The sequence below is a fragment of the Streptomyces sp. SID13726 genome, from assembly GCF_010548375.1.
Classification (GTDB): Bacteria; Actinomycetota; Actinomycetes; order Streptomycetales; family Streptomycetaceae; genus Streptomyces.
This window is the reverse complement of record NZ_JAAGLY010000016.1, coordinates 60,536-86,968: the sequence shown is the minus strand read 5'-3', so window position 1 is coordinate 86,968 and position 26,433 is coordinate 60,536. Positions and strand designations below refer to the sequence as shown.

The 26,433-nt window shown below is 70.6% G+C and carries 25 protein-coding genes, 1 tRNA gene and 1 pseudogene; 15 read left to right on the top strand and 12 right to left on the bottom strand.

From position 1 onward, the window contains the following. Positions 1-27 precede the first annotated feature (27 nt). The 3 genes and pseudogenes from G3I78_RS33025 to G3I78_RS33015 all read left to right on the top strand — a co-directional run. Positions 28-1,284, top strand: a complete 1,257-nt coding sequence (locus tag G3I78_RS33025; RefSeq protein WP_164431419.1) for an ATP-binding protein — start codon at positions 28-30, stop codon at positions 1,282-1,284. After that, positions 1,281-1,961 carry a response regulator transcription factor gene (locus G3I78_RS33020; protein WP_015659563.1) on the top strand — a complete coding sequence of 227 codons (681 nt, stop codon included), beginning with the start codon at positions 1,281-1,283 and terminating at the stop codon, positions 1,959-1,961. Before G3I78_RS33025 ends, G3I78_RS33020 begins: the two co-directional genes overlap by 4 nt. Before the next feature lie 87 nt (positions 1,962-2,048). Further along, positions 2,049-2,120: pseudogene (locus G3I78_RS33015) on the top strand (DNA-binding response regulator); the annotation flags it as partial. A gap of 82 nt (positions 2,121-2,202) precedes the next feature. On the opposite strand, the gene G3I78_RS33010 reads toward G3I78_RS33015, so the two are convergent. After that, on the bottom strand, positions 2,203-2,871 hold the full coding sequence (locus G3I78_RS33010) for a copper chaperone PCu(A)C (protein ID WP_164431417.1): 669 nt from the start codon (positions 2,869-2,871) through the stop codon (positions 2,203-2,205). 590 nt (positions 2,872-3,461) lie between these two features. Here G3I78_RS33010 and G3I78_RS33000 point away from each other — a divergent pair. The 6 genes from G3I78_RS33000 (at position 3,462) to G3I78_RS32975 (ending at position 9,738) form a co-directional block, all read left to right on the top strand. Beyond that, entirely contained in the window at positions 3,462-3,944 is a 483-nt protein-coding gene (locus tag G3I78_RS33000) for a CarD family transcriptional regulator (protein WP_003953493.1), read from the top strand. Positions 3,945-4,219: 275 nt separating this feature from the next. Continuing rightward, entirely contained in the window at positions 4,220-4,984 is a 765-nt protein-coding gene (gene ispD / locus G3I78_RS32995) for a 2-C-methyl-D-erythritol 4-phosphate cytidylyltransferase (RefSeq protein ID WP_164431414.1), read from the top strand. Continuing rightward, positions 4,974-5,468: a 2-C-methyl-D-erythritol 2,4-cyclodiphosphate synthase gene (gene ispF / locus G3I78_RS32990; protein WP_164431412.1), complete on the top strand. Its 495-nt coding sequence runs from the start codon at positions 4,974-4,976 to the stop codon at positions 5,466-5,468. The genes ispD and ispF overlap by 11 nt, the downstream gene beginning before the upstream one ends. A gap of 53 nt (positions 5,469-5,521) precedes the next feature. Continuing rightward, complete coding sequence (cysS, locus tag G3I78_RS32985) at positions 5,522-6,919, top strand: cysteine--tRNA ligase (RefSeq protein WP_164431411.1); 1,398 nt, start codon at positions 5,522-5,524, stop codon at positions 6,917-6,919. Positions 6,920-7,043: 124 nt separating this feature from the next. Then, a complete protein-coding gene (gene rlmB / locus G3I78_RS32980; protein ID WP_164431410.1) occupies positions 7,044-7,985 on the top strand; it encodes a 23S rRNA (guanosine(2251)-2'-O)-methyltransferase RlmB in 942 nt (313 codons plus the stop codon). Between the two features lie 139 nt (positions 7,986-8,124). After that, positions 8,125-9,738, top strand: coding sequence for a DoxX family protein (locus tag G3I78_RS32975; RefSeq protein ID WP_164431409.1), 1,614 nt, complete (start codon positions 8,125-8,127; stop codon positions 9,736-9,738). Between the two features lie 130 nt (positions 9,739-9,868). On the opposite strand, the gene G3I78_RS32970 is transcribed toward G3I78_RS32975, so the two are convergent. The 4 genes from G3I78_RS32970 to G3I78_RS32955 form a co-directional block, all read right to left on the bottom strand. Continuing rightward, entirely contained in the window at positions 9,869-10,600 is a 732-nt protein-coding gene (locus G3I78_RS32970; protein ID WP_164431407.1) for a nucleotidyltransferase family protein, read from the bottom strand. A gap of 57 nt (positions 10,601-10,657) precedes the next feature. Further along, positions 10,658-11,116 carry a hypothetical protein gene (locus G3I78_RS32965; protein ID WP_164431405.1) on the bottom strand — a complete coding sequence of 153 codons (459 nt, stop codon included), beginning with the start codon at positions 11,114-11,116 and terminating at the stop codon, positions 10,658-10,660. A 216-nt stretch (positions 11,117-11,332) separates the two neighbouring features. Next, entirely contained in the window at positions 11,333-12,469 is a 1,137-nt protein-coding gene (ugpC, locus tag G3I78_RS32960; protein ID WP_164431403.1) for a sn-glycerol-3-phosphate ABC transporter ATP-binding protein UgpC, read from the bottom strand. A 318-nt stretch (positions 12,470-12,787) separates the two neighbouring features. Then, positions 12,788-14,077, bottom strand: coding sequence for an RNA-guided endonuclease TnpB family protein (locus G3I78_RS32955; RefSeq protein ID WP_164431401.1), 1,290 nt, complete (start codon positions 14,075-14,077; stop codon positions 12,788-12,790). Positions 14,078-14,251: 174 nt separating this feature from the next. Here G3I78_RS32955 and G3I78_RS32950 point away from each other — a divergent pair. Further along, a tRNA-Thr gene (locus G3I78_RS32950) sits at positions 14,252-14,324 on the top strand. Between the two features lie 14 nt (positions 14,325-14,338). On the opposite strand, the gene G3I78_RS32945 is transcribed toward G3I78_RS32950, so the two are convergent. Genes G3I78_RS32945 through G3I78_RS32935 form a run of 3 tightly spaced genes read right to left on the bottom strand, consistent with a single transcriptional unit; the run spans position 14,339 to position 16,776 of the window. Continuing rightward, positions 14,339-15,382: a DUF4037 domain-containing protein gene (locus G3I78_RS32945; protein ID WP_164431399.1), complete on the bottom strand. Its 1,044-nt coding sequence runs from the start codon at positions 15,380-15,382 to the stop codon at positions 14,339-14,341. Between the two features lie 19 nt (positions 15,383-15,401). Then, a complete protein-coding gene (locus G3I78_RS32940) occupies positions 15,402-15,884 on the bottom strand; it encodes a GNAT family N-acetyltransferase (RefSeq protein ID WP_164431397.1) in 483 nt (160 codons plus the stop codon). 1 nt (position 15,885) lies between these two features. Then, complete coding sequence (locus tag G3I78_RS32935; RefSeq protein WP_343243910.1) at positions 15,886-16,776, bottom strand: aminoglycoside phosphotransferase family protein; 891 nt, start codon at positions 16,774-16,776, stop codon at positions 15,886-15,888. 34 nt (positions 16,777-16,810) lie between these two features. On the opposite strand from G3I78_RS32935, the gene G3I78_RS32930 reads away from it, so the two are divergent. Continuing rightward, complete coding sequence (locus G3I78_RS32930; protein ID WP_164431394.1) at positions 16,811-17,452, top strand: rhomboid-like protein; 642 nt, start codon at positions 16,811-16,813, stop codon at positions 17,450-17,452. An 11-nt stretch (positions 17,453-17,463) separates the two neighbouring features. Beyond that, positions 17,464-18,861 carry an FAD-binding oxidoreductase gene (locus tag G3I78_RS32925; RefSeq protein WP_203615846.1) on the top strand — a complete coding sequence of 466 codons (1,398 nt, stop codon included), beginning with the start codon at positions 17,464-17,466 and terminating at the stop codon, positions 18,859-18,861. Positions 18,862-19,046: 185 nt separating this feature from the next. Here the strand turns inward: G3I78_RS32925 and G3I78_RS32920 are convergent, their stop codons facing one another. From G3I78_RS32920 to G3I78_RS32910, 3 genes are read right to left on the bottom strand one after another with little or no spacing between them, the layout of a single operon-like run. Next, positions 19,047-20,534: an MFS transporter gene (locus G3I78_RS32920; protein ID WP_164431393.1), complete on the bottom strand. Its 1,488-nt coding sequence runs from the start codon at positions 20,532-20,534 to the stop codon at positions 19,047-19,049. A 44-nt stretch (positions 20,535-20,578) separates the two neighbouring features. Continuing rightward, positions 20,579-21,661 (bottom strand): zinc-binding dehydrogenase, encoded by a 1,083-nt coding sequence (locus G3I78_RS32915; protein ID WP_164431392.1) that lies wholly within the window; start codon positions 21,659-21,661, stop codon positions 20,579-20,581. A gap of 53 nt (positions 21,662-21,714) precedes the next feature. Continuing rightward, positions 21,715-22,875: an FAD-dependent oxidoreductase gene (locus G3I78_RS32910; RefSeq protein ID WP_164431391.1), complete on the bottom strand. Its 1,161-nt coding sequence runs from the start codon at positions 22,873-22,875 to the stop codon at positions 21,715-21,717. 177 nt (positions 22,876-23,052) lie between these two features. Here G3I78_RS32910 and G3I78_RS32905 point away from each other — a divergent pair, with 177 nt between their 5' ends. Together G3I78_RS32905 and G3I78_RS32900 are read left to right on the top strand one after the other, a co-directional pair. After that, positions 23,053-23,772 (top strand): pentapeptide repeat-containing protein, encoded by a 720-nt coding sequence (locus G3I78_RS32905; protein WP_164431390.1) that lies wholly within the window; start codon positions 23,053-23,055, stop codon positions 23,770-23,772. A gap of 183 nt (positions 23,773-23,955) precedes the next feature. Next, positions 23,956-24,441, top strand: a complete 486-nt coding sequence (locus G3I78_RS32900; RefSeq protein WP_164431389.1) for a hypothetical protein — start codon at positions 23,956-23,958, stop codon at positions 24,439-24,441. Here the strand turns inward: G3I78_RS32900 and G3I78_RS32895 are convergent, their stop codons facing one another. Beyond that, complete coding sequence (locus G3I78_RS32895; RefSeq protein WP_164431387.1) at positions 24,442-24,939, bottom strand: hypothetical protein; 498 nt, start codon at positions 24,937-24,939, stop codon at positions 24,442-24,444. A 115-nt stretch (positions 24,940-25,054) separates the two neighbouring features. Here G3I78_RS32895 and G3I78_RS32890 point away from each other — a divergent pair, with 115 nt between their 5' ends. After that, on the top strand, positions 25,055-26,428 hold the full coding sequence (locus G3I78_RS32890) for a M1 family metallopeptidase (protein WP_164431664.1): 1,374 nt from the start codon (positions 25,055-25,057) through the stop codon (positions 26,426-26,428). The last annotated feature ends 5 nt before the right edge of the window (positions 26,429-26,433 follow it).

The following is a 26,433-nucleotide window of genomic DNA, read 5'->3' as shown; positions in this document are numbered from 1 at the left end:
GACCGATCCCATGCCTAACCTGGAGGCATGGACGTGAACGCGGCGGTCGCCGCAGCGGCAGCGATCGCCGGTGTGCTCACCGGTGTCATCGCCATGCTGGCGTTCCGCTGGAGCGAGCGGGAGCAGAAGCGCCCCACCCGCACCTCCCTGCACACGGACCCGGTGCTTCCGCCGGGCGTGGACACCGTCCTCTCCGTGCTCCGCTCCTCGGCCGTGGTCCTCGACGAGGCCGACGCCGTGGTCAAGGCCAGCTCCGCCGCGTACGCCCTCGGGCTGGTCCGCGGCGGCAAGCTCTCCGTGGAGCCGATGCTCCAGATGGCCCGGGACACCAGGAGAGACGGGGAGATACGCCAGGTCGAGCTGGATCTCCCGAGGCGCGGGACCGGACGCGGTGAGGCACTGGCCGTCTCCGCGCGGGTCGCGCCTCTCGGCTCCCGGCTGGTGCTGCTGCTCGTGGAGGACCTCACCGAGGCCCGGCGGATAGAAGCGGTACGACGCGACTTCGTCGCGAACGTCAGCCATGAACTCAAGACCCCCGTTGGCGCGCTCTCCCTCCTGTCCGAGGCCGTCATGGACGCCTCGGAAGACCCGGAGGCCGTGGAGCGCTTCGCCGGCCGCATGCAGATCGAGGCGACCCGCCTGACCAGCCTGGTCCAGGAGCTCATCGACCTCTCCCGGGTGCAGAACGACGACCCCCTGGAGGACGCCGAGCCGGTCCGCGTCGACGAACTCGTCGCCGAGGCCATCGACCGCTGCCGGCACCAGGCGGGCACCAAGCAGATCACCATGGCCGCGGCCGGCGCCGCCGAGCTGCGGGTCTGGGGCAACCGCGGCCAGCTCGCCGCCGCCCTCGGCAACCTCGTCGAGAACGCCGTGAACTACTCGCCCGCCCGCACCCGCGTCGGCATAGCCGCCCGCCGGGTGTCCGCGCCGGGCGGCGACCACATCGAGGTCGCCGTCACCGACCAGGGCATCGGCATCTCCGACAAGGACAAGGAGCGCATCTTCGAGCGCTTCTACCGCGTCGACCCGGCCCGCTCCCGCCAGACCGGCGGCACCGGCCTCGGTCTCGCGATCGTCAAGCACGTGGCCGCCTCGCACGGCGGGGAGGTCACGGTGTGGAGTTCTGAGGGACAGGGCTCCACGTTCACCCTGAGGCTGCCGGAGGCGGGCGCGGCCCGTGACCGCGCGCTCCAGCACCCCGACCTCGAAGACGAGGACGGACAGTCCACCCCCGAGTCGACTTCTTACGACCCGCTTCCCGCCCCGGAGGTCCTTCCGTGACCCGTGTGCTCGTCGTCGAGGACGAGGAGTCCTTCTCCGACGCCCTGTCGTACATGCTCCGCAAAGAGGGCTTCGAGGTCGCCGTCGCGACCACCGGGCCCGACGGACTCGACGAGTTCGAGCGCAACGGCGCCGACCTCGTCCTCCTCGACCTGATGCTGCCGGGCCTGCCCGGCACGGAGGTCTGCCGCCAGCTGCGCGGCCGCTCCAACGTCCCCGTCATCATGGTGACCGCCAAGGACAGCGAGATCGACAAGGTCGTCGGCCTGGAAATAGGAGCCGATGACTACGTCACCAAGCCCTTCTCGTCCCGCGAACTGGTCGCCCGTATCCGGGCCGTCCTGCGCCGCCGCGGCGAGCCCGAGGAGGTCACCCCGGCCGCCCTGGAGGCCGGTCCGGTCCGTATGGACGTGGACCGCCACGTGGTCACGGTCTCCGGCTCCAAGGTCGACCTGCCCCTCAAGGAGTTCGACCTGCTGGAGATGCTGCTGCGCAACGCGGGCCGCGTCCTGACCCGCATGCAGCTCATCGACCGAGTCTGGGGCGCCGACTACGTGGGCGACACCAAGACCCTCGACGTCCACGTCAAGCGCCTCCGAGCCAAGATCGAGCCCGACCCGGGAGCACCGCGCTACCTGGTCACGGTCCGGGGCCTCGGCTACAAGTTCGAGCCGTAGACCCGGGCTGAGCGGAGCCGGCGGACGGAGTCCGGCGCAGCACCTCGAAGCCTGCGAAGCAGTGCGAGCGGTGCGTCAAGAAGGGTGCTCGAGCCCGACCCGGGAGCACCGCGCTACCTGGTCACGGTCCGCGGCCTCGGCTACAAGTTCGAGCCGTAGACAGAACAGTCCGTACGCCGAAGGGCGGAACCTCCTCGGAGGTTCCGCCCTTCGTTGTCGTACGACGATCCCGTACGGCCGCTCAGTGCCCGGCGGCCGATCCCGTCGCGCTCGCGGAGGCCGCGTCGGTCGGGGTGCCGGAGCCGGTCGGGGTGGAGCCGGCGGACGGCGAGCCGGTGCCGGTCGGGGTCGGGGAGCCGGTCGGGGTCGGCGTGCCCTCGGGGGCGGACGGGAGCGCGCTGGGGCCCCACTTGGTGAAGTAGCTCTCGGCCGGGACCACGAAGGCGCGCAGGCTGACCTCTCCGGTCTTGCTGAAGGTGAAGGTGACCTTCTGCGCGTTGCCGTTCTGCACGGTCGAGGTGAGGTCGTTCAGCGCGGCGGAGGCGTTGCCCGGGCCGCCGAGGATGACGGAGCCGCCGGCCGGGACGGTCAGCTTGCCCTTGCCCTTGCCCTTCGCGGGCGTGATCTCGGCGCTGCCGCCCCCGGCGACGCTGACGGAGTCCAGCGTCTCGGCGGTGGTGCCGGTGTTGAAGAGGGTCGCGGAGATGACGGCCGGGCCCTCGGCCGCGGCGTCCGGCTGCGTGATGACCACGACGTTCTGGAGCTTGATGGGTCCGACGCTGGTCTCCGCGTTGTCCGGCTTGACCTCCAGCGTCTGGGCGTTGTTGCCGGCCGCGCACGCGGAGAGCGAGGCGATCGAGAACGCGATGGCGGAGGCGGCGAGGGCGCCGCGTCGAAGGCTGCTGCTCACGGCGGCGGCAACTCCTTGACTTGAGCGAGGCGGCCCGTAAAGCCGCGCTAAGTGTCTGTCAGCGGGCTTAGGTTACCGAGCCGTTCCCGCCCGGCCGCACCCGACCCTCCCCAAGAGGCGTGTCACTGCGGTTCACAAGTGACTCGTGGGTCACTTGGGCTCCGCACTCCGGCACTCGTCCGGCATTCACATAAGAGCCTTCGGCATCCGGTGGCAAAACTTCCGTGAAGGAATGCGTGATCGCCCCCGGAATTGATCACCATCTGCTCCCGTGGCCGTGTGTGATCAATTCCGGATTCGGCCAGGAAGGGACTCCGCTCACCGAACGGAGTAGCGGAAGTCGCACACTTGGAACCGGACATTTGGGGACGTTAGTCCGCCTGGAGGGGGCTCCGGATGTGTGTAACGTACGCGTTTCACCTCCCCTGGAGAGCCGCTCCGACCTGCGAATACCTTCTTCCGCTCGGCCTCCGCAGCACGTTCCTGTTGCTGTTGTCAAGCCCCGAGATATGCCCTGACCTGCGAAAACGCCATTCAGAACCCGCAGTTTCCGTGTTACCCTGGATAGCCACGGAAGGGGTACCTGTCACATGACGTTCAAGGTTGGCGACACCGTGGTCTATCCCCATCACGGGGCCGCGCTGATCGAGGCCATCGAAACTCGCCAGATCAAAGGCGTGGACAAGACCTACTTGGTGCTGAAGGTCGCCCAGGGCGACCTGACGGTACGTGTGCCAGCGGACAATGCGGAGTTCGTCGGCGTGCGTGATGTGGTCGGTCAGGACGGGCTGGACCGGGTCTTCGAGGTGCTGCGCGCGCCGTACGCCGAGGAGCCCACGAACTGGTCCCGTCGTTACAAGGCAAACCTGGAGAAGCTCGCCTCCGGCGATGTCATCAAGGTCGCGGAAGTCGTGCGTGACCTGTGGCGTCGTGAGCGCGAGCGTGGACTCTCCGCAGGTGAGAAGCGCATGCTCGCCAAGGCTCGGCAGATCCTGGTGAGCGAGCTCGCCCTCGCGGAGAACACGAACGAGGACAAGGCCGAGGCGCTGCTCGACGAGGTCCTCGCCTCCTGACGACGCACACTGCCGCCAGGCTCGGCTCAGCAGAGTGAGATGCCGCGGTGCCCGATGACGTATTTTTGTCGCCGGGCGCTGCGGCATGTTCATGCCCGAACACATACGACTTTCGTACCCGAACACCGTACGACGGGATGGGGCCCCGATACTTGGTGTGCCGGGCCCGGGCAGCTGGCTCGACCGGTGTCACGGAAGGGTCCGGTCAAGGCGTCGCGCCCGGCACGCTGTCTCCGTACCCACGTTGGCCGAGCACACAAACCTGACAGGAACCGATGTCTGACGTTTCGCGTCCCGCGCCCGCCGAAACACCGGCCGAAGTCCGTACGGCGGTGGTGATTCCGGCCGCCGGAAGGGGCGTACGCCTCGGTCCGGGCGCCCCCAAAGCGCTACGCGCGCTGAACGGCACCCCGATGCTGATCCACGCGGTCCGCGCGATGGCCGCGTCCCGGGCCGTCTCCCTGGTCGTCGTGGTGGCCCCGCCCGACGGCGCCGGCGAGGTCAAGTCGCTCCTCGACGCCCACGCGCTGCCCGAACGCACCGACTTCCTCGTCGTCCCCGGCGGCGAGTCCCGCCAGGAGTCGGTGAAGCTCGGCCTGGACGCGCTCCCGGCCCACTACGACATCGTCCTGGTCCACGACGCGGCCCGCCCGCTCGTCCCGGTCGACACCGTCGACGCGGTCATCGAGGCCGTACGGGACGGAGCGCCCGCCGTCGTCCCCGCGCTGCCCCTCGCGGACACCGTGAAGGAGGTCGCGCCCGCGACCGCCCCCGGCGAGCCCGAGCCCGTGGTCGCCACCCCGGTCCGCGCCCGCCTGCGGGCCGTGCAGACCCCGCAGGGCTTCGACCGGGCCACGCTGATCCACGCCCACGAGACGGTCACCGAGGACGTCACCGACGACGCGAGCATGGTCGAGCAGCTGGGGCGGACCGTCGTGGTCGTGCCCGGCCACGAGGAGGCCTTCAAGGTGACCCGCCCACTCGACCTGGTCCTCGCCGAGGCGGTCCTGGCCCGCAGGAGGCTCAACGATGGCTTCTGACCTCGTGCTGCCGCAGGTCGGCATCGGCACCGACATCCACGCCTTCGAGGAGGGCCGCGAGCTGTGGTGCGCGGGCCTGAAGTGGGAGGGCGAGGGGCCCGGCCTGGCCGGCCACTCCGACGCGGACGTCGTCGCCCATGCCGCGTGCAACGCGCTCTTCTCCGCCGCCGGCCTCGGCGACCTCGGTCAGCACTTCGGCACCGGCCGCCCCGAGTGGTCGGGTGCATCCGGCGTCACGCTGTTGACGGAGGCGGCCCGGATCGTGCGCGAGGCCGGGTTCGTCATCGGGAACGTCGCCGTCCAGGTCGTAGGACCGCGTCCCAAGATCGGAAAGCGCCGGGACGAAGCCCAGAAGCTCCTGTCCGAGGCGGCCGGAGCGCCGGTGTCGGTGTCGGGGGCGACGACGGACGGGCTCGGCTTCCCGGGACGGGGCGAGGGCCTGATGGCGGTGGCGACCGCGCTGGTGGTCAGGACCGCGAGCTGACTGTTATCCACAACCCGTCGAAGGCACCACACATCGCCTACTACCCTGGACCCGTGACTATTCGCCTGTACGACACCAGCGCCCGGCAGATCCGTGACTTCGCCCCGCTCACGCCGGGCTGCGTCTCGATCTACCTCTGTGGCGCCACCGTGCAGGCCGCCCCGCACATCGGCCACATCCGCTCCGGCCTGAACTTCGACATCATGCGCCGCTGGTTCGAGTACCGCGGCTACGACGTCACGTTCGTGCGCAACGTCACCGACATCGACGACAAGATCATCGCGAAGTCCCACGACCAGGGCCGCCCCTGGTGGTCCATCGGCTACGACAACGAACGCGCGTTCAACGACGGCTACGACGCCCTCGGCTGCCTGCCGCCGACGTACGAACCGCGGGCCACCGGACACGTCCCCGAGATGATCGAGATGATGCGCGGCCTCATCGAGCGCGGCCACGCCTACGAGTCCGACGGCAACGTCTACTTCGACGTGAAGTCCTTCCCGGAGTACCTCCAGCTCTCCAACCAGGAGCTGGACAACCTGCTCCAGCCCGCCTCGGACGGCGAGACCGGCAAGCGGGACCCGCGGGACTTCGCGCTGTGGAAGGCCACCAAGCCGGGCGAGCCCGACTGGGAGACCCCGTGGGGCCGTGGCCGCCCCGGCTGGCACCTGGAGTGCTCGGCCATGGCGCACAAATACCTCGGCACCGTCTTCGACATCCACGGCGGCGGCCTGGACCTGATCTTCCCGCACCACGAGAACGAAATCGCCCAGGCCAAGGCCTACGGCGACGAGTTCGCCCGGTACTGGGTGCACAACGCCTGGGTCACCATGAGCGGCGAGAAGATGTCCAAGTCGCTCGGCAACAGCGTCCTCGTCTCCGAGATGGTCAAGCAGTGGCGCCCCATCGTGCTGCGCTACTACCTCGGCACCCCGCACTACCGCTCGATGATCGAGTACAGCGAGGACGCCCTGCGCGAGGCCGAGTCCGCGTTCGCGCGGATCGAGGGGTTCGTGCAGCGGGTCGTCGAGAAGGCCGGTCCCGTCGAGCCGTCCGCCGAGGTGCCGCCCGCCTTCGCCGAGGCCATGGACGACGACCTCGGCGTCCCGCAGGCCCTCGCCGTCGTGCACACCACCGTCCGGCAGGGCAACAGCGCCCTCGCGGCCGACGACAAGGAAGCCGCCGTCGCCCGCCTCGCCGAGGTGCGCGCCATGCTCGGCGTCCTCGGCCTTGACCCGCTCCACCCGCACTGGGCCGGCGAGACCGACCGCGGCGCCGATCTGCACGGCGTCGTCGACAGTCTCGTACGCCTCGTCCTCGACCAGCGCGAGGCGGCCCGCACCCGCAAGGACTGGGCCACCGCGGACGCCATCCGCGACCAGCTCGGCCAGTCGGGACTGACCATCGAGGACGGTCCGCAGGGGCCGCGCTGGACGCTGGGTCCGCGCTAGCCCCCGGTTCCGATTTCCTTGATCGATTGTGCCGCCCGGCCATCCGGGCGGCACACTGCATGTACGTACGACGAATTCAGCGACGCAGAGACCGACGCAGAGACTCACGTAGAACAGGTAGGTCATGGCAGCCAACAACCGCCGCATGTCCGGCAAGAAGGGCGCGCAGGTCGGCAGTGGCGGCCAGCGGCGCAAGGGCCTGGAGGGCAAGGGGCCGACCCCGCCCGCCGAGATGCGCAAGGGCCACAAGAAGAACCGAATCGCCAACGCGCAGGCCCGGCAGACCGCGCGCCGACCCGCACCGCGCGGGCGGGGCGGCAAGGGCACCTCGGAGATGGTCGTCGGCCGCAACCCCGTGGTCGAGGCGCTGCGCGAGGGCGTGCCCGCGGTGACGCTCTACGTCCAGCAGTTCATCGACAACGACGAGCGGGTCCGCGAGGCGCTCCAGCTGGTCGCCGACCGCGGTGGCATCCACCTCATGGAGGCCCCCCGCCCCGAGCTCGACCGCATGACCAACGGCCTCAACCACCAGGGCCTGGTCCTCCAGGTCCCGCCGTACGAGTACGCGCACCCCGAGGACCTCGCCGCGGCCGCCTACGACGACGGCGAGGACCCGCTCATCGTCGCCCTCGACGGTGTGACCGACCCCCGCAACCTCGGCGCGGTCGTCCGCTCGGTCTCCGCCTTCGGCGGCCACGGCGTCGTCGTACCGGAGCGGCGCGCGGCCGGCATGACCGCCGGTGCCTGGAAGACGTCCGCGGGCACCGCCGCCCGTACGCCGGTCGCCCGGGCCACGAACCTCACCCGCGCCCTGGAGGCGTACAAGAAGCAGGGCATCGTGGTCGTCGGCCTCGCCGCCGACGGCGAGCACGAGATCGGTGACCTGGAGGCGCTCGGCGGCCCGGTCGCGATCGTGGTCGGCAGCGAGGGCAAGGGCCTGTCCCGCCTGGTCGGCGAGACCTGCGACTTCCGGGTGCGGATCCCGATGCCGGGTGGCGCCGAGTCGCTGAACGCCGGTGTGGCGGCGGGGATCGTGCTGTACGAGGCGGCTCGCCGGCGGGACTGAGGGCGCACACCGGCCCTCTGAACGGGCGTTCGGGCCGGTCCCCCACATGGGGTGTTCCTGGCGTACGGGGCAACCTTGACGGGGTCCGGACAGATCCGGCGAGTCAAAGCAGTGTCCTAAACACACGTCACTCGGTTAGATGAGTGTGGACACCAGAACACCCCGCACACCCACGGGGGGCCGCTCGTCGGGATTCGATTCCGGGTTCGATGACGCTCCCGCGCTGAGCATGGTGAAGGTGCCGAGCGATCCGGCGCAGATCATCGTCAACCACGCCAGCTTTCGCGTCCAGTTGGGCGCGTCGACGCGGCGCGCTGCCCAATCCCCGCGGATCGCACGGAACTTGAGCGCCGCCGAGGACACCGCCCGGATGCCGGTCGCCGGCGCCCCGGCGCGCCGCCGGCCCGTCGTGTGGAGCGGCAAGTCCGCCCCCGACGACACCGGCGCCCACCGCCTGCTCCAGGCCGTGCGGGGCGGCAGCGTCGGCCACGCCGAGCCCCCGGCCGCCGACGCCGGAGCCACCCAGGTCATCCCCCGCATCGACGTCGACCGAGGCTACGAAGCCGACTACGACGACGAGTTGGCGCAGACGATGGAGACGCCGGTCGTCGGCGCCCAGCGCAGCTACGACGGCGACGGCACCCGACTCCTGCCGAACATGGCGACAGTTGGCAGCGCCGACGACGAACCCGCCTACGCGGACCGGGACTTCGAGGACACCGGCGAGGGCCGGTCCCTCCGGCGGCAGGGCGACGAACCCGCGCGGCACGCCTACTACCCGGGCCGCCGCATGAACCTCGGCGTCGTCCTCCTCCCGCTCCGGATCTTCCTCGGCTTCATCTCCATCTACGCCGGCATGGGCAAGCTCTGCGACCCCGTCTACTTCGACGGCGGCAAGCGCGGCTCGATGGTCAAGTGGCTCAACACCCTGCACCCGTGGGAAGTGGCCGAACCACTACGCCAGTTCGCCCTCCAGCACCCCGTCGGCTCCGGCCTCGTCATCGCCTTCCTCCAGGTCATCGTGGGCGTCCTCACGATCCTGGGCTGCTGGCAGCGGGTCGCCGCGGTCGTCGGCGCCGGCCTCTCCGCCGCGCTCCTCGTCACCGTCAGCTGGAAGAGCGTCCCCGCCTACGACACCCCCGACATCATCTACCTCGCCGCCTGGTCCCCGCTGATCATCGCCGGCGCCCCCGTCTACTCCATCGACGGCCGTCTCGCGGGCAGCGCCTGGCGCCGCCTCGGACCCCGCTCCGACATCTGGGAGCTGCGCCGCTACGTCCTGCGCCGCGGCGCCCTCATCACCGCCATCGTCACCGGCCTCACCCTCCTGCTCGGCTCGGTGCTCGGCGGCGCGGTCCGGGACGCCGACCGCGTCATCGTCCCCGGCCCCGGCGAGGCCCCGCGCAACGAACTGCCCGGCTCCCCGCTCCCGCAGGACTCCGCCACGGCCCGCAAGAAGAGCCCCTCGGCGTCCACCCGGCCCAGCCAGGGCGCCACCAGCGGCCCGTCCGCCGGCACCTCGGCCGCCCCCGGCGCCACCCGCTCCGGCACGGCCACCGGCGGCGCCCCCAGCCAGACCCAGGGCACCACGGGCCAGACCTCACCCCAGCAGTCCTCCCCGGCCCAGCAGGCCCCGAGCACCACCTCGGGCCCGACCGGCGGCACCGGCACCTCCGGCGGCTCGACAGGCGGCTCCGGCACCGGAGGCTCCTCCTCCGGCGAACCGGGCCTGGTGGGCGGCCTGTTGGGGTAGGCGGGCCGGTGGGAGACGTACTGGGCGACCCCACCGGCTGAAGATCGAGGCCCACAGAAAGGTCCCACACCGATGGAGGTGCGGGACCTTTCCCACCTGCGGGCGCGCGCCCGCACCCGAACGACGACCGTCACCGCCCCAACGCGGCCAGTTCCCTCGCCGCCTCGGTCAGATCCTTCGCCGTGTCGATGGCCCGCCAGTACGCCCCCTGAGGAATCGGGAACCCGGCGAGCCGCAGCTCACGCGCCAACGTGGGGAACGTGGTCCGCTCATGATCCCCCCGCTCCGGCAGCAACCCGGCGAACACGGGCGAGAACACATACACACCGGCGTTGATCTCGAAGGTGGACGGCGGTGCCTCGATGAAGTCCGTGATGTGCCCGAACCCGTCGGTCTGCACGGCCCCCCAGGGAATCCGCGGCCGGGCCAGCGCCAGCGTCGCCACCGCGTCCCGCTCGGTGTGGAAGTCCGCCATGTCCCGCAGCGAGAACCGCGTCCAGATGTCACCGTTCGTCGCGTACCACGCCTGGTCGGGGTGCGGCAGACGCGCGGCCGCGTACTTCAGACCGCCACCACGCCCGAGCGGCTCCGACTCGATGACGGTCTGCACACGCACCGGAAGGTCGGCCGTCTTTAGCCAGTCCTGGAGCACCTCGGCGAGATGCCCGCAGCTGATCACCACGTCCGTCACGCCTTCCTCGGCGAGCCAGACAAGCTGATGGCCGATGATCGGAGTCCCCGTACCGGGGATCTCGACCATCGGCTTGGGCCGGTCGTCGGTGTAAGGACGCAGCCGGGAACCCTGGCCACCGGCCAGGATCACGGCCTGGGTGGGACGGGACGCGGCGTTCGGATCGGTCATGCCCGAACTGTACGGCGCGCCCCGCCCCCGGCCTCGGTCGGCGTCCCCGGTCGCGGGTCAGCTGTGCGCGGCGGCCACACCCGTCGCGAAGGAGGTGTCGCAGACGGGGCGGGCGTACGACTGCGCGCGCGTGGGGCCGTACACACGGACCGCTGCGCGGCCCAGGGCCCGCGCGATGGAGACACAGTGCTTGGCGAGCGACGGACGGTCGTTCACGGCCTCCTGGAGGTGGGTGAGGGCGATACCCGGGTTCTTCTCCTGGAGTTCGGTCAGGAGCTGCTCGCGCAGGACGTCCTGGGGAGCGAGCGGCGCGCTGCGCGGCTTGCTGTCCGAGACCGTCGCGTCGGACGCGGTCAGGACCGAGGAGCTTGAGGGATCACCCGACCAGTTCACTCGGGTGACCGCGAGGGTCCCGGAGAGCACCAGGACGACGGGCAGGACAAGGGCGAGGGAGCGGCCGATACGGCGGGCGGGGCCCCGGCCGCGTCGCGTCGGTTGGCTAGTGGAGTGCTTCACGCGTGTGAGGGTAGCGTGCGGTAATGATTTGGCGACATTTAGTCACCGGTTCGGGGGATGAGATGGTGCCGTTTTTTGGGTAGAGCGTTGACGCACACTGCTCGAAATGCCCGGTGTGCCGGGGTATTTGTCGACACCGACCGGGCACGGAAAAGGCCCCGCAGACGCTCTGCGGGGCCTTCTTCGTCAACCTGGGTGAATTACTGCGGTTCGTCCTCAGTCGGTGAGGCGCTCGCCCGTGGAGGTCGAGAACACGTGGGTCTCGCCCGGACGCGGCACGACGTGCAGCGTGGCGCCCTTCTCCGGGACCGCACGGCCGCTGACGCGGACAACCAGGTCCTTCAGCTCGTCGCCGACCTTGGCGGAGCCGTAGACGTAGCCGTCGGCGCCGAGCTCCTCGACGACGTTCACGGAGACCGCGAGACCGGCCGGGGCGTCCTCGGCGGCCTTGGTGAGGGCGTCGGCGGCGGCGCCGTTGTGCTCGACCACGTCGAAGTGCTCGGGGCGGACACCGACGGTGACGGTGGTGTCACCCTTGTCGGAGGCGGCCTTGAGGGCCTCGCGGTTGACGGGCACCACGCTGTTGCCGAACTTCACACCGCCGTCGGTGATCGGGACCTCGACGAGGTTCATCGCCGGGGAGCCGATGAAGCCGGCGACGAAGAGGTTCGCCGGGCGGTCGTACATGTTGCGCGGGGAGTCGACCTGCTGGAGCAGACCGTCCTTCAGCACGGCCACGCGGTCGCCCATCGTCATGGCCTCGACCTGGTCGTGGGTGACGTAGACGGTGGTGATGCCGAGACGGCGCTGGAGCGAGGCGATCTGCGTACGCGTCGACACACGGAGCTTGGCGTCGAGGTTCGACAGCGGCTCGTCCATGAGGAAGACCTGGGGCTCACGCACGATGGCGCGACCCATGGCGACACGCTGGCGCTGACCACCGGAGAGGGCCTTCGGCTTGCGGTCCAGGTACTCCGTGAGGTCGAGGATCTTCGCGGCCTCCTCGACCTTCTGCCGGATCTCCGCCTTGTTGATGCCGGCGATCTTGAGCGCGAAGCCCATGTTGTCGGCGACCGTCATGTGCGGGTACAGCGCGTAGTTCTGGAACACCATGGCGATGTCCCGGTCCTTCGGCGGCAGATGCGTGACGTCACGGTCACCGATGCGGATGGCACCGCCGTTGACGTCCTCGAGCCCCGCCAGCATGCGGAGCGAGGTGGACTTGCCACAGCCGGACGGGCCGACCAGGACGAGGAACTCGCCGTCCTCGATGTGGATGTCGAGACCGTCGACGGCGGGCTTCGTGGAACCCGGGTAAATACGGGTCGCCTTGTCGAACGAAACAGTGGCCATGGCTCAGAGGCCCCCTTCTACCGGCAGGAACGTGCCGGACGATCCGTTGTAGGAAGGTGGTGGTGTAGTCCACACAGGTGGACTGGGTCAGGACGGTACCTGGCGTTCATGCGTATGTCAGTACCTGTGCCCCTGTGAACTTCGCGGAAATTTTCGAGCGGGGCAGAGCGACGCACTTTTGACCTCGCCTCGTGGCTTCCTGCTTCATCGCCCACCGCGGGCCACGCACAGCCCTGGTGAGCTGCACCTGACTCGTCTTACGCGGGCTCCACAGGCATTCCGGCCGACGGCCCGTCGGTCCGTACTGCACCAGCCGCGCTACGCGACCAGCAGACGCAAACCCTCATCCCGCAGGTTCACGGCGGCATTCACATCACGATCGTGCAAGGCCCCACACTCGGCACACGTCCACCGCCGAACCGAGACATCCATCCTCGGACCCACGACGTGACAGGCGGAGCATCGGCGTGTCGAAGGGAAGAAGCGGTCCACGACCACCAGCGTCCGGCCATACCACTTGCACTTGTAGCGCAACTGCCGAACCAACTCACCCCACGAGGCATCGACGATCGCCTGGTTCAGCTTCGCCTTCCGCCGCCGCCCCTTGCCACGCGCCGCACGCATTAGCGTCCGCACCGACAGGTCCTCCACCACGAGCACTTGGTTCTCGCGCACGAGGCGGGTGGTGAGCTGATTCAGCATGTCCCGGCGAACGTCACTGATCAGGGCATAGAGTCGCGCGATCTTCTCCCGGACCTTCTGCCGGTTCTTCGACCCCCGCACCTTCCTGTGCAGCTCCCGCTGCAACTGAGCCAACTTCTCCGCGTACCGCTTCAACAACCGCGGATGATCGAACTTCGTCCCGTCATCGAGGATCACCAGCGACGCCAGCCCGACATCCACGCCTGTGGCCTTCGGCTCCGTCGTCTCCGGCACGAGCACCACAGGCAGCGGCGCTATCCGCTCCTCCACGAGCATCGACACGAAGTACCGATCTGCCCGATCTCGTGTCACCGACAATCGAACCGGAACCTCCCCGGCGGGCAACGCACGCGACCACCGGATGTCCAACGGCACCGACTGCTTCGCCAACGTGATCAGCCCGGTCCCCGGCTGCCCCCGATCCTCCACCCACTTGAAGCCCGTACGCACATACGTCGCCGAATCCCGCGAACGCCCCTTCTTCTTCCGCCTCGGATACCTGGCCTCGCCCTTGAAGAAACGGCCGTACGCCTGATCCAGATGACGCAGCGACTGCTGAAGCACCGTCGACGACACATCCCTTAACCACGCCGTCTCCTCCCTCCGCTTCCAGCCGGTCAACGCCCGACACGTCTCCGCGAACCCCACGTTCACGCGATGCCGCTCCCAGGCCCCCGAGCGCAGCGCCAACCCCTCGTTGTAGACCCACCGGCACGCCCCGAACGTCCGCTCCAACTGCTCGGCCTGCGCCTCGGTCGGATAGAAGCGGAACCGGTACAGGCGGTGCTGCGTGTCGGGCGCCTTGGCGTGGGACTTCAGTGGAGTCGCCTTGCGCGTGTGGTGCTTTTGGCGGTCACCGATACCGAGCACCTCACGCTTGACGCGCTCGGCCTCTGTCTCCCCCATGACCCCTCCCTGACGATCTGATCTTCAGAACAGCACGTCAGGGCGATTAACGAACGGGTGCGCGGTTGGTTACGCGTGGTTCTCAGGCCTGGTGAGTGCGGAACTTCGTGGCTTGGGGAATCTGGCTCTGTGTACAGTGGTGCAGCCCTCGTGTACGGCGTTGTAGTGCGCGTTGCCGCCTTAGCTCAGTTGGTAGAGCTCCGGCTTTGTAATCCGAAGGTCGTCGGTTCGATTCCGACAGGCGGCTCTGGAAAACCCAGGTCAGACATCGTCTGGCCTGGGTTTTTGTGTGAGTGGGTGGGTGCGGATCGTCGGGTTCTGGATGCGGGCGACGAGGGCTTCGGTGAAGCGGTTCGCGTGCAGGACGCGGTAGGGGCGGGTGAAGTACGGGCGGGTCGTGGGGTCGACTCGGTCGGTGAGGCGGAGTTGGTTGTGGAGGTCGGCGATCGTTTCGTAGGCGGTGGCCAGGTGTGTTTCGCGGGTGGGCCAGTCCGTGGACGCGAGGGCCGCGGTGAGGACGGGGGTCAGGCGGTGGCCCGCCGAGGTGCGGGCGAAGGCGCTGCCGAGCCACTTGGCGTACGGCGGGTAGCGGCGGTCCATCAGGAGGCACAGGCGCATCAGGTCGCGGGTGATGCGGGCGGCGACGACCGCGGAGCCGAGTTCGTCGCCGACCTCGCCGCAGCGGCCGACGAAGGCCTCCTGGTCGGCGATGCGCTGCCATTGGCGGGCGAGGACGTGGAGCCACAGGTCGTGGGGGTACCAGCGCAGGGCGGTGCGGGCGGGGGCGAGGGCGTGCAGGGCGTCGTGGAAGACGGCGCCGGCGGTGACCTCGGCGAGGTTCTGGGTGGGGGTGTCGAGCCAGTCCGCGGTGGTCGGCGAGGGCGTGGGGTCGAAGCCGAGGGTGGCCTTGAACCAGGCGGAGACGTGGGTGATCTCGACGCGGTGGTGGACCGGGCCGTCGGTGGCGCGCATGACGCGGATGTCGCGGGTCTCGCCGGTCGGGGCGAAGTGGGTGGGGTAGCCGTGGAAGGTCTTCGGGAGGTGCTCGGCGAGGACGTGTCTGATGCGGCCGGCGTGCCGGGGGACGTCCCGGGGGCGGAGGAAGACCTGGAGGCGCGGGCCCCATTCGTGGTCGGCGGAGCGGGGGGTGTCGTAGCCGAGGACCTCGGAGCCGGGGCCGATGCGGGCGGCGGAGTGCGGGATGCCCGGGGCGGCCTCCTCCAGTAAGGGGCCCACCGCTTCGGCGTAGAAGCGGCGGGCGAGTTCGAGGCCGGGTATGAAGGCGGGCTGGGGCGTGGTGCTCATGTCGGTGAGCCGTGCCCGTTCAGTGGGTGTGCATGCGTGAGACCTTCACCAGGGCTTCGTCGGTGAGGCGGTACACGGTCCACTCGTCCTGGGGGCGGGCGCCGAGGGATTCGTAGAAGTCGATGGCGGGGCGGTTCCAGTCGAGGACGGACCATTCGAGGCGCTGGTAGCCGCGTTCGACGCAGATGCGGGCGAGTTCGGTGAGCAGGGCCTTGCCGTGGCCGCCGCCGCGGGCCCGCGGGCTGACGTAGAGGTCTTCGAGGTAGATGCCGTGGACGCCGCGCCAGGTGGAGAAGTTGAGGAACCAGACGGCGTAGCCGATCACGGTGTCCGTGGCGTCGGTGGCCACGTGGGCGTAGGCGGCGGGGCGGGTGCCGAACAGTGCCTCGTGGAGTTGTTCCTCGGTCGCGCGTGCTTCGTCCAACGCCTTTTCGTAGTCGGCGAGTTCGCGGATGAGGGTGTGGATGACGGGGATGTCGGCGGGGGTGGCGGGGCGGATCACGTCAGGCTCCCGGGGTGCGCAGGCGGTGGGCGATCTCGAGTTGGCGGTCCTCGACGGCGCGGCCGTCCTCGATCTCCCAGAGGGCGTTCTGGAGGAGGCGGCCCATCGTCCAGGCACGCGCGCGTGCGCGGTCCAGGCCGAGGACGTCGGTCATGGCGTCGAAGCGCCAGGTGATCTCGTCGGCTTCGAAGCGGTTGTCGAGGGCGGGCCAGAGTTCGAACCCGGGGTCGCCGGCGAGGGGTTTGGGGTCGATGGCGAGCCAGGGGGCGCGGTCGGAGGCGAGGACGTTCTCGTCGTGCAGGTCCCAGTGCAGGAGCCGGTCGCCGGGTTCGCCGGCGACCTCGCGTACGGCGGCGGCGCAGTCGGCGACGGTGCGGCGGATCTCCGGGTCGGGGATGCGCCTGAGGGCGGCCGGGGTCTCGTCGAGCATGGCCTGTGCGATGTCGCCGAGCCGGCGGATCCCGGCGGGGGCGGGTCCCGCGGTGAGGTGGGCCAGGAGGCCGGCGATGACGAGGACGGCGTCCCGGGTGCCGGGGAGGGTGGACAACATGCGGGTGGAGTCGAGGCGCTCCAGGAGCATGGTGTGGGTGACGGGGTCGTGGTCGAGGAGGCGGACCGCTCCGTCGCCGTCCCACCGGCGCAGGGCGACGGGTTCGCCGACGCTCTCCTCGTCGAGGAGTTGCAGCTTGAGGGCGGCCGGGGTGCCGTCGGTCCGGCGGACGACGGGCAGGACCAGGGCGGCGACTCCGTGCAGGGCGGTGCCGTCCGGTCTGAGCTCCCAGCGCTCCAGGAACTCGTCGACGAGTGCGGGCAGCGCGGTGATGAACTCCCGTCCCTTGTCGCCGTTGTAGAGCGCCTGTGTCGCCGCGAGTTCCTCCGGGATGTCGATCACCTTTCGGACCCTACCGGCGTGCGTGAATCGCCTCATGCGAATTAGGCGGGGTGTCCACAGGGTGTGGACGTATGTCCGCGGCGCCCCGGGCACCTATGTCTGGCTGGGCGTTCTCTTCGTGACGACGGTGGCGCTGCACCACATGTCGCCGGAGTTCGAGGAGGAGTTCCTGCGGCAGCGCTCGACCAACCTCCATGAGCTGTCGAGCAATCCGGTGCGGGTGCTGGTCGCCAGTGCGATGTGGATCGACGGCGGGCGCTGGCTGCCGTACGCCGTCCTCTACTCCCTCTTCCACGCGCCGGCCGAGCGCTGGCTGGGGACCGCGCGGTGGCTGGCGGTGTGTGCGGCGGCGCATGTGCTGGCCACGCTGATCAGTGAGGGGGCGCTGCTGTGGGGGATCCGGCACGGGCTGGCGCCCGCGTCGGCGGTGGGCACGCTGGACGTGGGGGTGAGCTACGCGCTGGCGGGGGTGGCGGCGGTGCTGGTGTACCGGATTGCGGCGCCCTGGCGGTACGGCTACGGGGCCGGTGTTCTCGCCGTGTACGCGGTGCCGCTGGTGACCGGGCGGACCTTCACCGACCTGGGGCACTTCACCGCCGTACTGATCGGATTCGGTTGTCACCCCCTGGTGAAAGTGCGGAATCCGAAGGAGACAGCGGGTGTGCCGGCGGGTTAACGTCCCTGGCCATGAGCAGCAGTGTCGTGAACGGCGGCGTCTCCTTCTGGTACGCGGACGACGGCTTTCCCGAGGCGCGGGAGCCACTCGGCGGTGACGCCTCGGCGGACGTGGTGATCGTCGGCGGCGGGTACACGGGGCTGTGGACGGCGTACTACCTGAAGAAGGCGGTGCCGTTTCTGCGGATCGTGGTCCTGGAGCAGAAGTTCTGCGGCTACGGCGCCTCCGGGCGCAACGGCGGCTGGCTCTACAACGGCATCGCGGGCCGCGACCGGTACGCGAGGCTGCACGGCCACGAGGCCGCCGTACGGTTGCAGAAGGCCATGAACGACACCGTCGACGAGGTCGTCCGGGTCGTCGGCGAAGAGGGTTTCGACGCCGGGCTGCACAAGGGCGGGGTCCTCGAAGTGGCGCGTACGCCCGCGCAGTTGGCGCGGCTGAGGGCGTTCCACGAGCACGAGCTGTCGTACGGCGAGAAGGACCGTGAGCTGTACGGCGCCCGGGAGACGGCGCAGCGGGTGCGGGTCGCGGACGCGGTCGGTTCCTCGTGGACGCCGCACGGGGCGCGGGTGCATCCGGTGAAGCTGGTGAAGGGGCTGGCGGCGGCCGTCGAGGCGCTGGGTGTGGTCGTGCACGAGCAGACGCCGGTGACGGAGATCCGGCCCAAGCACGCGGTGACGCCGTACGGCACGGTCCGTGCGCCTTATGTGCTGCGCTGCACGGAGGGCTTCACGGCCGCGCTGAAGGGGCAGCGGCGGACCTGGCTGCCGATGAACTCCTCGATGATCGCGACCGAGCCGCTGACCGACGAGCAGTGGGCGGCGATCGGCTGGGAGGGGCTCCAGACGCTGGGGGACATGGCGCACGCGTACATGTACGCGCAGCGCACCGCCGACGGGCGGATCGCGCTGGGCGGGCGCGGGGTGCCGTACCGCTTCGCCTCGCGCACCGACAACGACGGGCGGACGCAGGGCGAGACGGTCGAGGCGCTGCGGGAGATCCTGGTGGGGTTCTTCCCGATGCTGGCCGGGACACGGATCGAGCACGCCTGGTCGGGGGTGCTGGGGGTGCCGCGGGACTGGTGCGCGACGGTGACCCTCGACCGTTCGACGGGGCTCGGCTGGGCGGGCGGTTACGTCGGCTCGGGCGTCGCCACCACCAACCTGGCCGCCCGGACCCTGCGGGACCTGGTGCAGCAGGACTCCGGGCAGGGCGGCCGGACCGAGCTGACGGAACTGCCGTGGGTCGGCCACAAGGTCCGCAAGTGGGAGCCGGAGCCGCTGCGCTGGCTGGGCGTGCAGGGCATGTACGCCACGTACCGGACGGCGGACCGGCGGGAGTCCGCGAGCCGCAGCGCGGAGTCGTCGCGGCTGGCGCGGTGGGCGGATCGGGTGGCGGGGCGGAGCTGAGGGGCTGGGGCCCTTTGTTCACGGCGCGGATGCGGTAGGGGTGCCGGGGCGTACATGGCGCTGATCCGGCAGCGGTGCCGATCCGGCAGCGGTGCCGATCCGACACCGGCACCGGCACCGGCACCGGAGCTGGAGCTGGAGCGTTCACGCCACCGATCCGGCACCGGTACCAGCACCGGCACGTCTCACACCGCGGATTCCGGCACCGGTGCCGGGGCGCTCGCGTCGTGCTGGGGCGGCTTCGCCGTGACCATCACCCCCGCGATCAGGCCGGCCAGGAGCATGATGCCGACGGCGCACCAGATGGCCACCGTGTAGCCGTGCACCACGCCCTCCTTGACGATCAGCGCCCTCTTCGAGGGGTCGGTCAGGTGGGCGGTGACATAGGCGGTGCTGCTGGTGGTGGCGATCGTGTTGAGCAGGGCCGTGCCGATCGAACCGCCCACCTGCTGCGAGGTGTTGACGGTCGCCGAGGTCACCCCGGAGTCCTGCGGGGCGACGCCCGCGGTGGCCGTGGAGAACACCGGCATGAAGGTGAGGCCCATGCCGAGGCCCATGAGGAGCAGGGCGGGCAGGATCTCGGTGGCGTAGGAGCTGTCCACGGTCATCCGGGTGAGGACCAGCATGCCGCCCGCGGCGAGGACCATGCCGGGGACCATGAGCATGCGGGGCGCCACCCGGTTCATCAGCCGGGCCGAGATCTGGGTGGAGCCGACGATGATCGCGGCGGTCATCGGCAGGAAGGCGAGCCCGGTCCGCACCGGGGAGTAGGCCAGCACGACCTGGAGGTAGTAGGTCATGAACAGGAACAGGCCGAACATCCCGATGACGGCGAGCCCCATGGTCAGGAAGCAGCCCGCGCGGTTGCGGTCCTTGACGATGTGCAGCGGGAGCAGCGGCATGGGCGCCCGGGACTGCCACCACACGAACGCCGCCAGGAGTACGACACCCCCCGCGAGCAGCGTCAGCACCAGGGCGTCGCTCCAGCCCCGGGGCTCGGCCTCGCTGAAGCCGTAGACGATCGCGACCAGGCCGCCGCAGCCCAGCAGCACGCCGGGCACGTCGAGGCGGGCGCCCGCGTGGCCGGGGCGGTCGTGGAGCAGGGTGAGGGCACCGAAGACGGCGACGACCGCGATGGGCACGTTGACGTAGAGGCACCAGCGCCAGTCCAGGTACTCGGTGAGCAGCCCGCCGACGATGAACCCGATCGCGGAACCCGAGCCCGCGAGGGCGCCGTAGATCCCGAAGGCCTTTCCGCGCTCCTTCGGGTCGGTGAAGGTCGTGGTCAGCAGGGACAGCGCGGAGGGGGCGAGCACGGCCGCGAAGACGCCCTGGAGGGCGCGGGCCGCGAAGAGCATGCCGGAGCCGGTGGCCGCGCCGCCGAGTGCGGAGGCGGCGGCGAAGCCGACCAGGCCGATCACGAAGGTGCGCTTGCGGCCCACCAGGTCGGCGACCCGGCCGCCGAGCAGCAGGAGGCCGCCGAAGGCGAGCGTGTACGCGGTGATGACCCACTGGCGGTTGCCGTCGGACATGCCCAGGTCACGCTGTGCGGACGGGAGCGCGATGTTCACGATGGTCGCGTCGAGGACGACCATCAGCTGGGCCAGGGCGATGACCACCAGGCCCCACCAGCGACGGGGATCTGCCTGTTCGGCTGACTGGGTGACGCTCACCCGGTCAGAAGACCATGAATCGGTACGAGTCGCATCCGGGCGTGTCATGGCTCCAGGACCACCTTTCCGGTCGTGGCACGGTTCTCCAGCGCGCGGTGCGCGGCGGCGGCCTCGGCGAGCGGGAAGCGCCGTACCGCAGGGGTGAGACGGCCCGCGGTGGCTTCGGCGAGGGCGCGCAGTTCGAGGGTGCGGACGGGGTCGGGGCCCGCCTTCCGCATCATCGCGGGGCCGAGGACCTGCTCGGAGACGCCCTCGACGAGGTAGGGGCGCCCCTCCTCGATGCCTTGGGCTTTGATGCCTCCGGCTTTGATGCCTCCGGGCTTGATGCCTCCGGGCTTGATGCCTCCGGGCTTGATGCCTCCGGGCTTGATGCCTCCGGGCTTGATGCCTTCGGAGGACCAGCCGAAGACGATGTGCTTGCCGCCCGGGCCCAGGAGTGCGGTGCTCTCGCGGGCCGCCGCACCGCCCACCCCGTCGAAGACGACGGTGACGGGCCGGCCGCCCAGGTAGGCGCGGACCTTCCCTGGCCACGCCGGGTCCGTGTAGTCGACGGCGAAGTCGGCGCCGTTGGCCGCCACCAGGGCCGTCTTCTCGGGCCCTCCGGCGAGGCCGACGACCGTCGCTCCCGCGTTCTTGGCGTACTGCACCAGCAGGGTGCCGATCCCTCCGGCCGCCGCCGGGATCACGGCCACCGAGTCCGGGCCGAGGTCTGCGAACAGCAGGATGCCCATCGTCGTACGGCCCGTGCCGATCATGGCGACGGCCTGGGCGAAGTCCAGGTTCCCGGGGATCTCGTGGACGCGCTCGACGGCGGTGACGGCGAGTTCGGCATAGCCGCCGGGGGCGAAGCCGAGGTGGGCGACCACGCGCTTGCCGAGCCAGAGCGCGGCGACGCCCTCGCCGAGCGACTCGACCACTCCGGCGACCTCCCGGCCGGGGATCGTGGGCAGCGCGGTCGGTTCGGGCAGGGGTCCCTGCTGCCCCTCGCGCAGCGCGGCGTCCAGGAGGTGGACGCCGGACGCCCGTACGGCGATACGGATCTCGCCGGGGCCGGGTGCCGGGTCCTCCACGGTCTCGTAGGAGAGGTTCTCGGCGGGGCCGAAGGTGTGCAGGCGGATGGCGTGCATGAGAAGAGCTCCCTCTGTCGTGAGGCCGTCGTGAGGAGGCCCACTCTTCGACCTCAAGCATGCTTGAGGTCAAGGGCGTTCCGGCCGAGTGCCAGGGATACGGCGGTCAGCGCGCTGTTGAAGGCGACCTCCGACAGCACACCGGGCGCCGCGACCTGGTCGCCCGCGAGGTAGACACCGTCGCCCCGGTCGACCGAGGGCCGGTCGCGCCAGCTGGTGCCGGGCAGGTCGACGGCGCCCGTACGGCCGTTCGCGACGGACTCGCGCCGCCAGGTGACCCGCTCCCGCCAGCCCTCGAAGGCCAGGTCGAGAAGGTCCTCGGCACGGCGGACCCCGTCGGCCTTCGACTCGTGCGGCGCGATGGGGATCTGCCCCTGGAGCAGTTGCTCGCCCGCGGGGGCGAGGCTCCGGTCCTGGGCGGTGAACCGTTCGATCCAGCCCGGGGCGTCGAGGTCGGAGACGGCGAAGGCGTCGCCGCGCCGGGTGCGCAGGGCGAGGTCGACGAGTACCGTACGGCCGCTCGGCCAGGTCAGCGAGGAGTCGCCCAGGAGCCGGCGGGCCGCGTCGAGGGAGGTGGCCACGACGACGGGGGTGTCGGTGGGCAGGGTGTCGACGCGGGACAGGGTCTCCATCCGGACGCCCAGGTTCCAGGCCCGGGCGGCCATCCGGTCCACGACCGTGGCCCAGCCGCCGCGCGGATACTGCGCCTCGGGCGGCAGCTTGGTGGCGCGCCGCAGCCGTTCCTGCACGAACGCGGCGGACAGGGCGCCCGGGTCGTGGTGGAAGAGCGCGACGGCGGAGTAGTGGGCGGCGGCGAGCGCGCCCTCCTCCCCGGCCTGCTCGGTGGCCCACTGCCTGAAGTCGACGTCCGTCGGGGCCTGTCGGGCGCCGGGGCGCAGCAGCTTGAGCATCGCGAAGGGCGGGGTGCGGCGCAGGACGCCCTTGTGCCGCAGCCGCAGCCGGGCCGCCTCCAGGGGCGGGATCGGCGCGAGCGGGCCGACGAGGTCGCGCTGCCTGAGCCAGGTCCAGTGCGGGCCGCCGCTGTAGAGGGCGTGCGGGCCGTCGTTCGTCCGGTACGGCCCCTCGGCGGTCCTGGCCCGGCCGCCCAGGGTGTGGTGGGCCTCGTACACGGTGACCTTGGCGCCCGCCTCGGCGGCGGTGACGGCCGCGGTCAGGCCGGCGAGGCCGCCGCCGATGACGGTGATGCGGTGCATGGCGTGGGTCTCCCTCAGTTTGGGGTGTTTTGGTGTGTTCCTGTACGTTTCGGTGTGGGTCTGTGCTCGGCGTTGTGCGTGTCGTGGGTATGACTCCGTGAGGGGGTCGGAATGTGACATCAGGGGTGTTTGTGCAGGTCAGGGGGATTGTCAGTGGCGGGGTGCAGGATGGGGGGCATGGCGAGGAGAGCGACAGGCGGCGGGTCGGGCGGGGCCGGTGCGGTGAGCGGGTCGGGTGGCGCGGGTGCGCGGGTGAAGTCCGCGCGGCGGCCGGAGCTGCGGCTGCCGCCGCTGGCGCCCTTCGGGGGCGGGGAGTTGGAGCCGGACGGTGACTATGACGGGCTGGAGTTCCAGGACGCGGACTTCGTGGGGCAGGACGGCGCGGGGTCCCGGTTCATGGACTGCGCGCTGCGGGGCTGCGCCCTGGACGAGACCGCGCTGCGCAACGCCCGCTTCCTGGACTCGGCCCTCATCGGCATACGGGGCGTGGGCACCGACTTCTCCGGCGCGACCTTCCGGGACGTCGAGCTGACCGACGCCCGCCTCGGCGGAAGCCAGCTGCACGGCGCTGCCCTGGAGCGGGTCGTGGTCCGCGGCGGCAAGATCGACTACCTCAACCTCCGTACGGCCGCGCTGAAGGACGTCGTCTTCGACGGCTGCGTCCTGGTGGAACCGGACTTCGGTGGCGCCCGCCTGGAGCGCGTCGAGTTCGTGGACTGCACGCTGAAGGCAGCGGACTTCACCTCGGCGACCCTCAAGGACGTCGACCTGCGCGGTGCCGCCTCGCTGGACATCGCCCGCGGGGTCGACCGCCTCACGGGAGCGGTGATCAGCACGGCCCAACTGCTGGACCTGGCACCGGTGCTGGCGGTGCAGTTGGGGATTCGGGTGGAGTGAGGGGGTGCGCTGCGCTCTGCTTGGACGGGTGTGGCTGTGGACTGGGTCTGGGTGAGCCGGGAAGTCTGGACGCGGAAGGATCAGTCGGTCCCTCCGCACATCGCCGCACCACTTCCGGGAGCACCCGTGAGCCTTCGGTCTCTTTTCCCTTCCCTGCCCTTTCGCCTGGTCCTTCTCCTCCCGGTGGCCCTGTGTCTGGCGGCCACCGCAGCTTGCAGCGGCTCGGGGGCCGGTGGCTCGGGGCCGATCGGTGCGCGGCAGACCAAGGGGGTGGACTACTGCAAGCTTCTGTCGGACGACACCATGGCCGAGGCCCTGGGCGTGAAGAAGGTGGAGCTGGAGTCGGGGGCCGCGACGGACGACTGCGAGTGGAAGGTCCCGGCCGACGGGGAGGCTGACGGACAGTTCCAGATAGGGAGTTTCTATCTGCCGGAGGGCAGCGGGATGACCACGGTCGGCGGGCTCCAGGCCAACAGACAGATCGCCCAGTCGGCCTGCCAGATCGTCGTCACGGCCAACGGCCAGACCGACCCGGCCGCCACGTCGGCGAACGCCGTGGACGCGGTCCGGGTCTGGTACCTCGCCCAGGGCGTCCCCGACGAACAGCGGGAGTGCGAGGCGGCGGGCAAGCTGGCCGAGAAGGTCATGCGGGCGTTGCCGGAGGCCTGATCACACCCGGGGAAAGCGGGCCTGGAGAGTCCAGATCGCCGGGTTCTCGCCGAGGTCCTCGTGCAGGTCGACGAGGTCGGCGAGCAGGTCGTGCAGGAAGTCCCGGGCCTCACGGCGCAGGTCGGAGTGGGAGAAGGTGAGCGGGGGCTCCTCGGCCGGCATCCAGTCGGCCTCGATGTCCACCCAGCCGAAGCGCCGCTCGAAGAGCATGCGGTCGGTGGACTCGGTGAAGTCGAGCTCCATGCGCTGCGGGCGGGAGGCGCGGGAGCCCGCCGGATCGCGGTCCAGTTCCTCCACGACGGAGCACAGCGCCCACGCGAAGTCGAGCACCGGCACCCATCCCCATGCTGTGGACAGTTCCTGGTCCGCCTTGGTGTCGGCGAGGTACACGTCCCCGCAGAACAGGTCGTGCCGCAGCGCGCGGACGTCCGCGCGGCGGTAGTCGGTCTGCGGGGGGTCCGGGAAGCGGTTGGAGAGGGCGTAGCCGATGTCGAGCACGTACGTGATGGTGTCACGCGGCCTCTCATAGGATCACCGCGTGTCCCGATCCGCACCGCCCGCGCCCGTCCGCGCCGTACAAGGAGCCCGCGCCGCACGGCGCGTCCCCGCAGCCCTGCTCCTCGCGGGCGCCCTGACCGCGAGCGCCCTCACCGCGTGCGACGGCGGAGTCCACGGCACCCCCGGCGGCTCCGGCCTCCGAGACCCCTACTTCCCGAAGGCGGGCAACGGCGGCTACGACGTCACCCACTACGACCTCGACCTCGCCTACGACCCGGACACCTCGAAGCTCTCCGGCACGGCGACCCTCACGGCCCGCGCCACCAAGGACCTCTCCGCGTTCGACCTCGACCTCGACGGCCTGGACGTCGAGAAGGTCACCGTCGGCGGCGACCCGGCCCGCTGGAACCGCACCGGCCAGGAGCTGACCGTCCGCCCGCACGACGACCTCGACAAGGGCCGTGCCTTCCGCGTGACCGTCCGCTACTCCGGCACCCCGAAGACGCTCACCGACCCGGACGGCTCGGAGGAGGGCTGGCTGGAGACCGACGACGGATCGGTGGCCCTCGGCGAACCGACCGGCTCGATGACCTGGTTCCCCGGCAACCACCACCCCTCCGACAAGGCGTCCTACGACCTCACGATCACCGTCCCCGAGGGCTACCAGGCCGTCTCCAACGGCGAGTTGACCGCCTCCGGGACCCGGGACGGCCGTACGACCACCACCTGGCGCACCGCCGAGCCCATGGCGAGCTACCTCGCCACCCTGGCGATCGGCGAGTACGACATCCAGCGCTCGGTGACCCCCGACGGCCTGCCGGTGTACACGGCCGTCGACCCGACCCAGGCGGACGCGAGCCGGAAAGTCCTGTCCAGGCTTCCCGCGATCATGAAGTGGGCGCAGGCCAACTTCGGCCCGTACCCCTTCTCCTCCACCGGCGCGATCGTCGACCGCGAGGGCGACGCCGGGTACGCCCTGGAGACCCAGAACCGCCCCTTCTTCCCGGGCGCTCCCGACACCCTGACCCTCGTCCACGAACTCGCCCACCAGTGGTACGGCGACTCCGTCACCCCGAAGACCTGGCGCGACATGTGGCTCAACGAGGGCTTCGCGACCTACGCCGAGTGGCTGTGGGACGAGGACCACGGCGGCGACAGCGCCCAGGAGACCTTCGACGCCCTCTACGACCACGGCGAGGACACCTACGACGACCTCTGGTCCTTCCCGCCCGCCGACCCGCCGAGCGCCGCCCACATCTCCGACACCCCCGTCTATCAGCGCGGCGCGATGGTCCTCCACAAACTCCGCCAACGCCTCGGCGACACCGCCTTCTTCACCCTCCTCCGCGACTGGCCCACCACCCACCGCCACGCCAACGCGGACACGGACGACTTCAAGGCGTACGTCCAACAACTCGCCCCCGACGAGGACTTCGGGCCGATCTGGGAGGAGTGGCTGTACGGGGAGGGGAAGCCGGAGCGGGCGTAGAGCCA

Bases quoted from the DNA above. Each gene is read 5' to 3' on its own strand.
- G3I78_RS33025 (WP_164431419.1), top strand. From the start codon at position 28: ATGGACGTGAACGCGGCGGTCGCCGCAGCGGCAGCGATCGCCGGTGTG.
- G3I78_RS33000 (WP_003953493.1), top strand. From the start codon at position 3,462: ATGACGTTCAAGGTTGGCGACACCGTGGTCTATCCCCATCACGGGGCC.
- ispD (WP_164431414.1), top strand. From the start codon at position 4,220: ATGTCTGACGTTTCGCGTCCCGCGCCCGCCGAAACACCGGCCGAAGTC.
- ispF (WP_164431412.1), top strand. From the start codon at position 4,974: ATGGCTTCTGACCTCGTGCTGCCGCAGGTCGGCATCGGCACCGACATC.
- rlmB (WP_164431410.1), top strand. From the start codon at position 7,044: ATGGCAGCCAACAACCGCCGCATGTCCGGCAAGAAGGGCGCGCAGGTC.
- G3I78_RS32975 (WP_164431409.1), top strand. From the start codon at position 8,125: ATGAGTGTGGACACCAGAACACCCCGCACACCCACGGGGGGCCGCTCG.
- G3I78_RS32970 (WP_164431407.1), bottom strand. From the start codon at position 10,600: ATGACCGATCCGAACGCCGCGTCCCGTCCCACCCAGGCCGTGATCCTG.
- ugpC (WP_164431403.1), bottom strand. From the start codon at position 12,469: ATGGCCACTGTTTCGTTCGACAAGGCGACCCGTATTTACCCGGGTTCC.
- G3I78_RS32955 (WP_164431401.1), bottom strand. From the start codon at position 14,077: ATGGGGGAGACAGAGGCCGAGCGCGTCAAGCGTGAGGTGCTCGGTATC.
- G3I78_RS32945 (WP_164431399.1), bottom strand. From the start codon at position 15,382: ATGAGCACCACGCCCCAGCCCGCCTTCATACCCGGCCTCGAACTCGCC.
- G3I78_RS32930 (WP_164431394.1), top strand. From the start codon at position 16,811: ATGCGAATTAGGCGGGGTGTCCACAGGGTGTGGACGTATGTCCGCGGC.
- G3I78_RS32925 (WP_203615846.1), top strand. From the start codon at position 17,464: ATGAGCAGCAGTGTCGTGAACGGCGGCGTCTCCTTCTGGTACGCGGAC.
- G3I78_RS32915 (WP_164431392.1), bottom strand. From the start codon at position 21,661: ATGCACGCCATCCGCCTGCACACCTTCGGCCCCGCCGAGAACCTCTCC.
- G3I78_RS32910 (WP_164431391.1), bottom strand. From the start codon at position 22,875: ATGCACCGCATCACCGTCATCGGCGGCGGCCTCGCCGGCCTGACCGCG.
- G3I78_RS32905 (WP_164431390.1), top strand. From the start codon at position 23,053: ATGGCGAGGAGAGCGACAGGCGGCGGGTCGGGCGGGGCCGGTGCGGTG.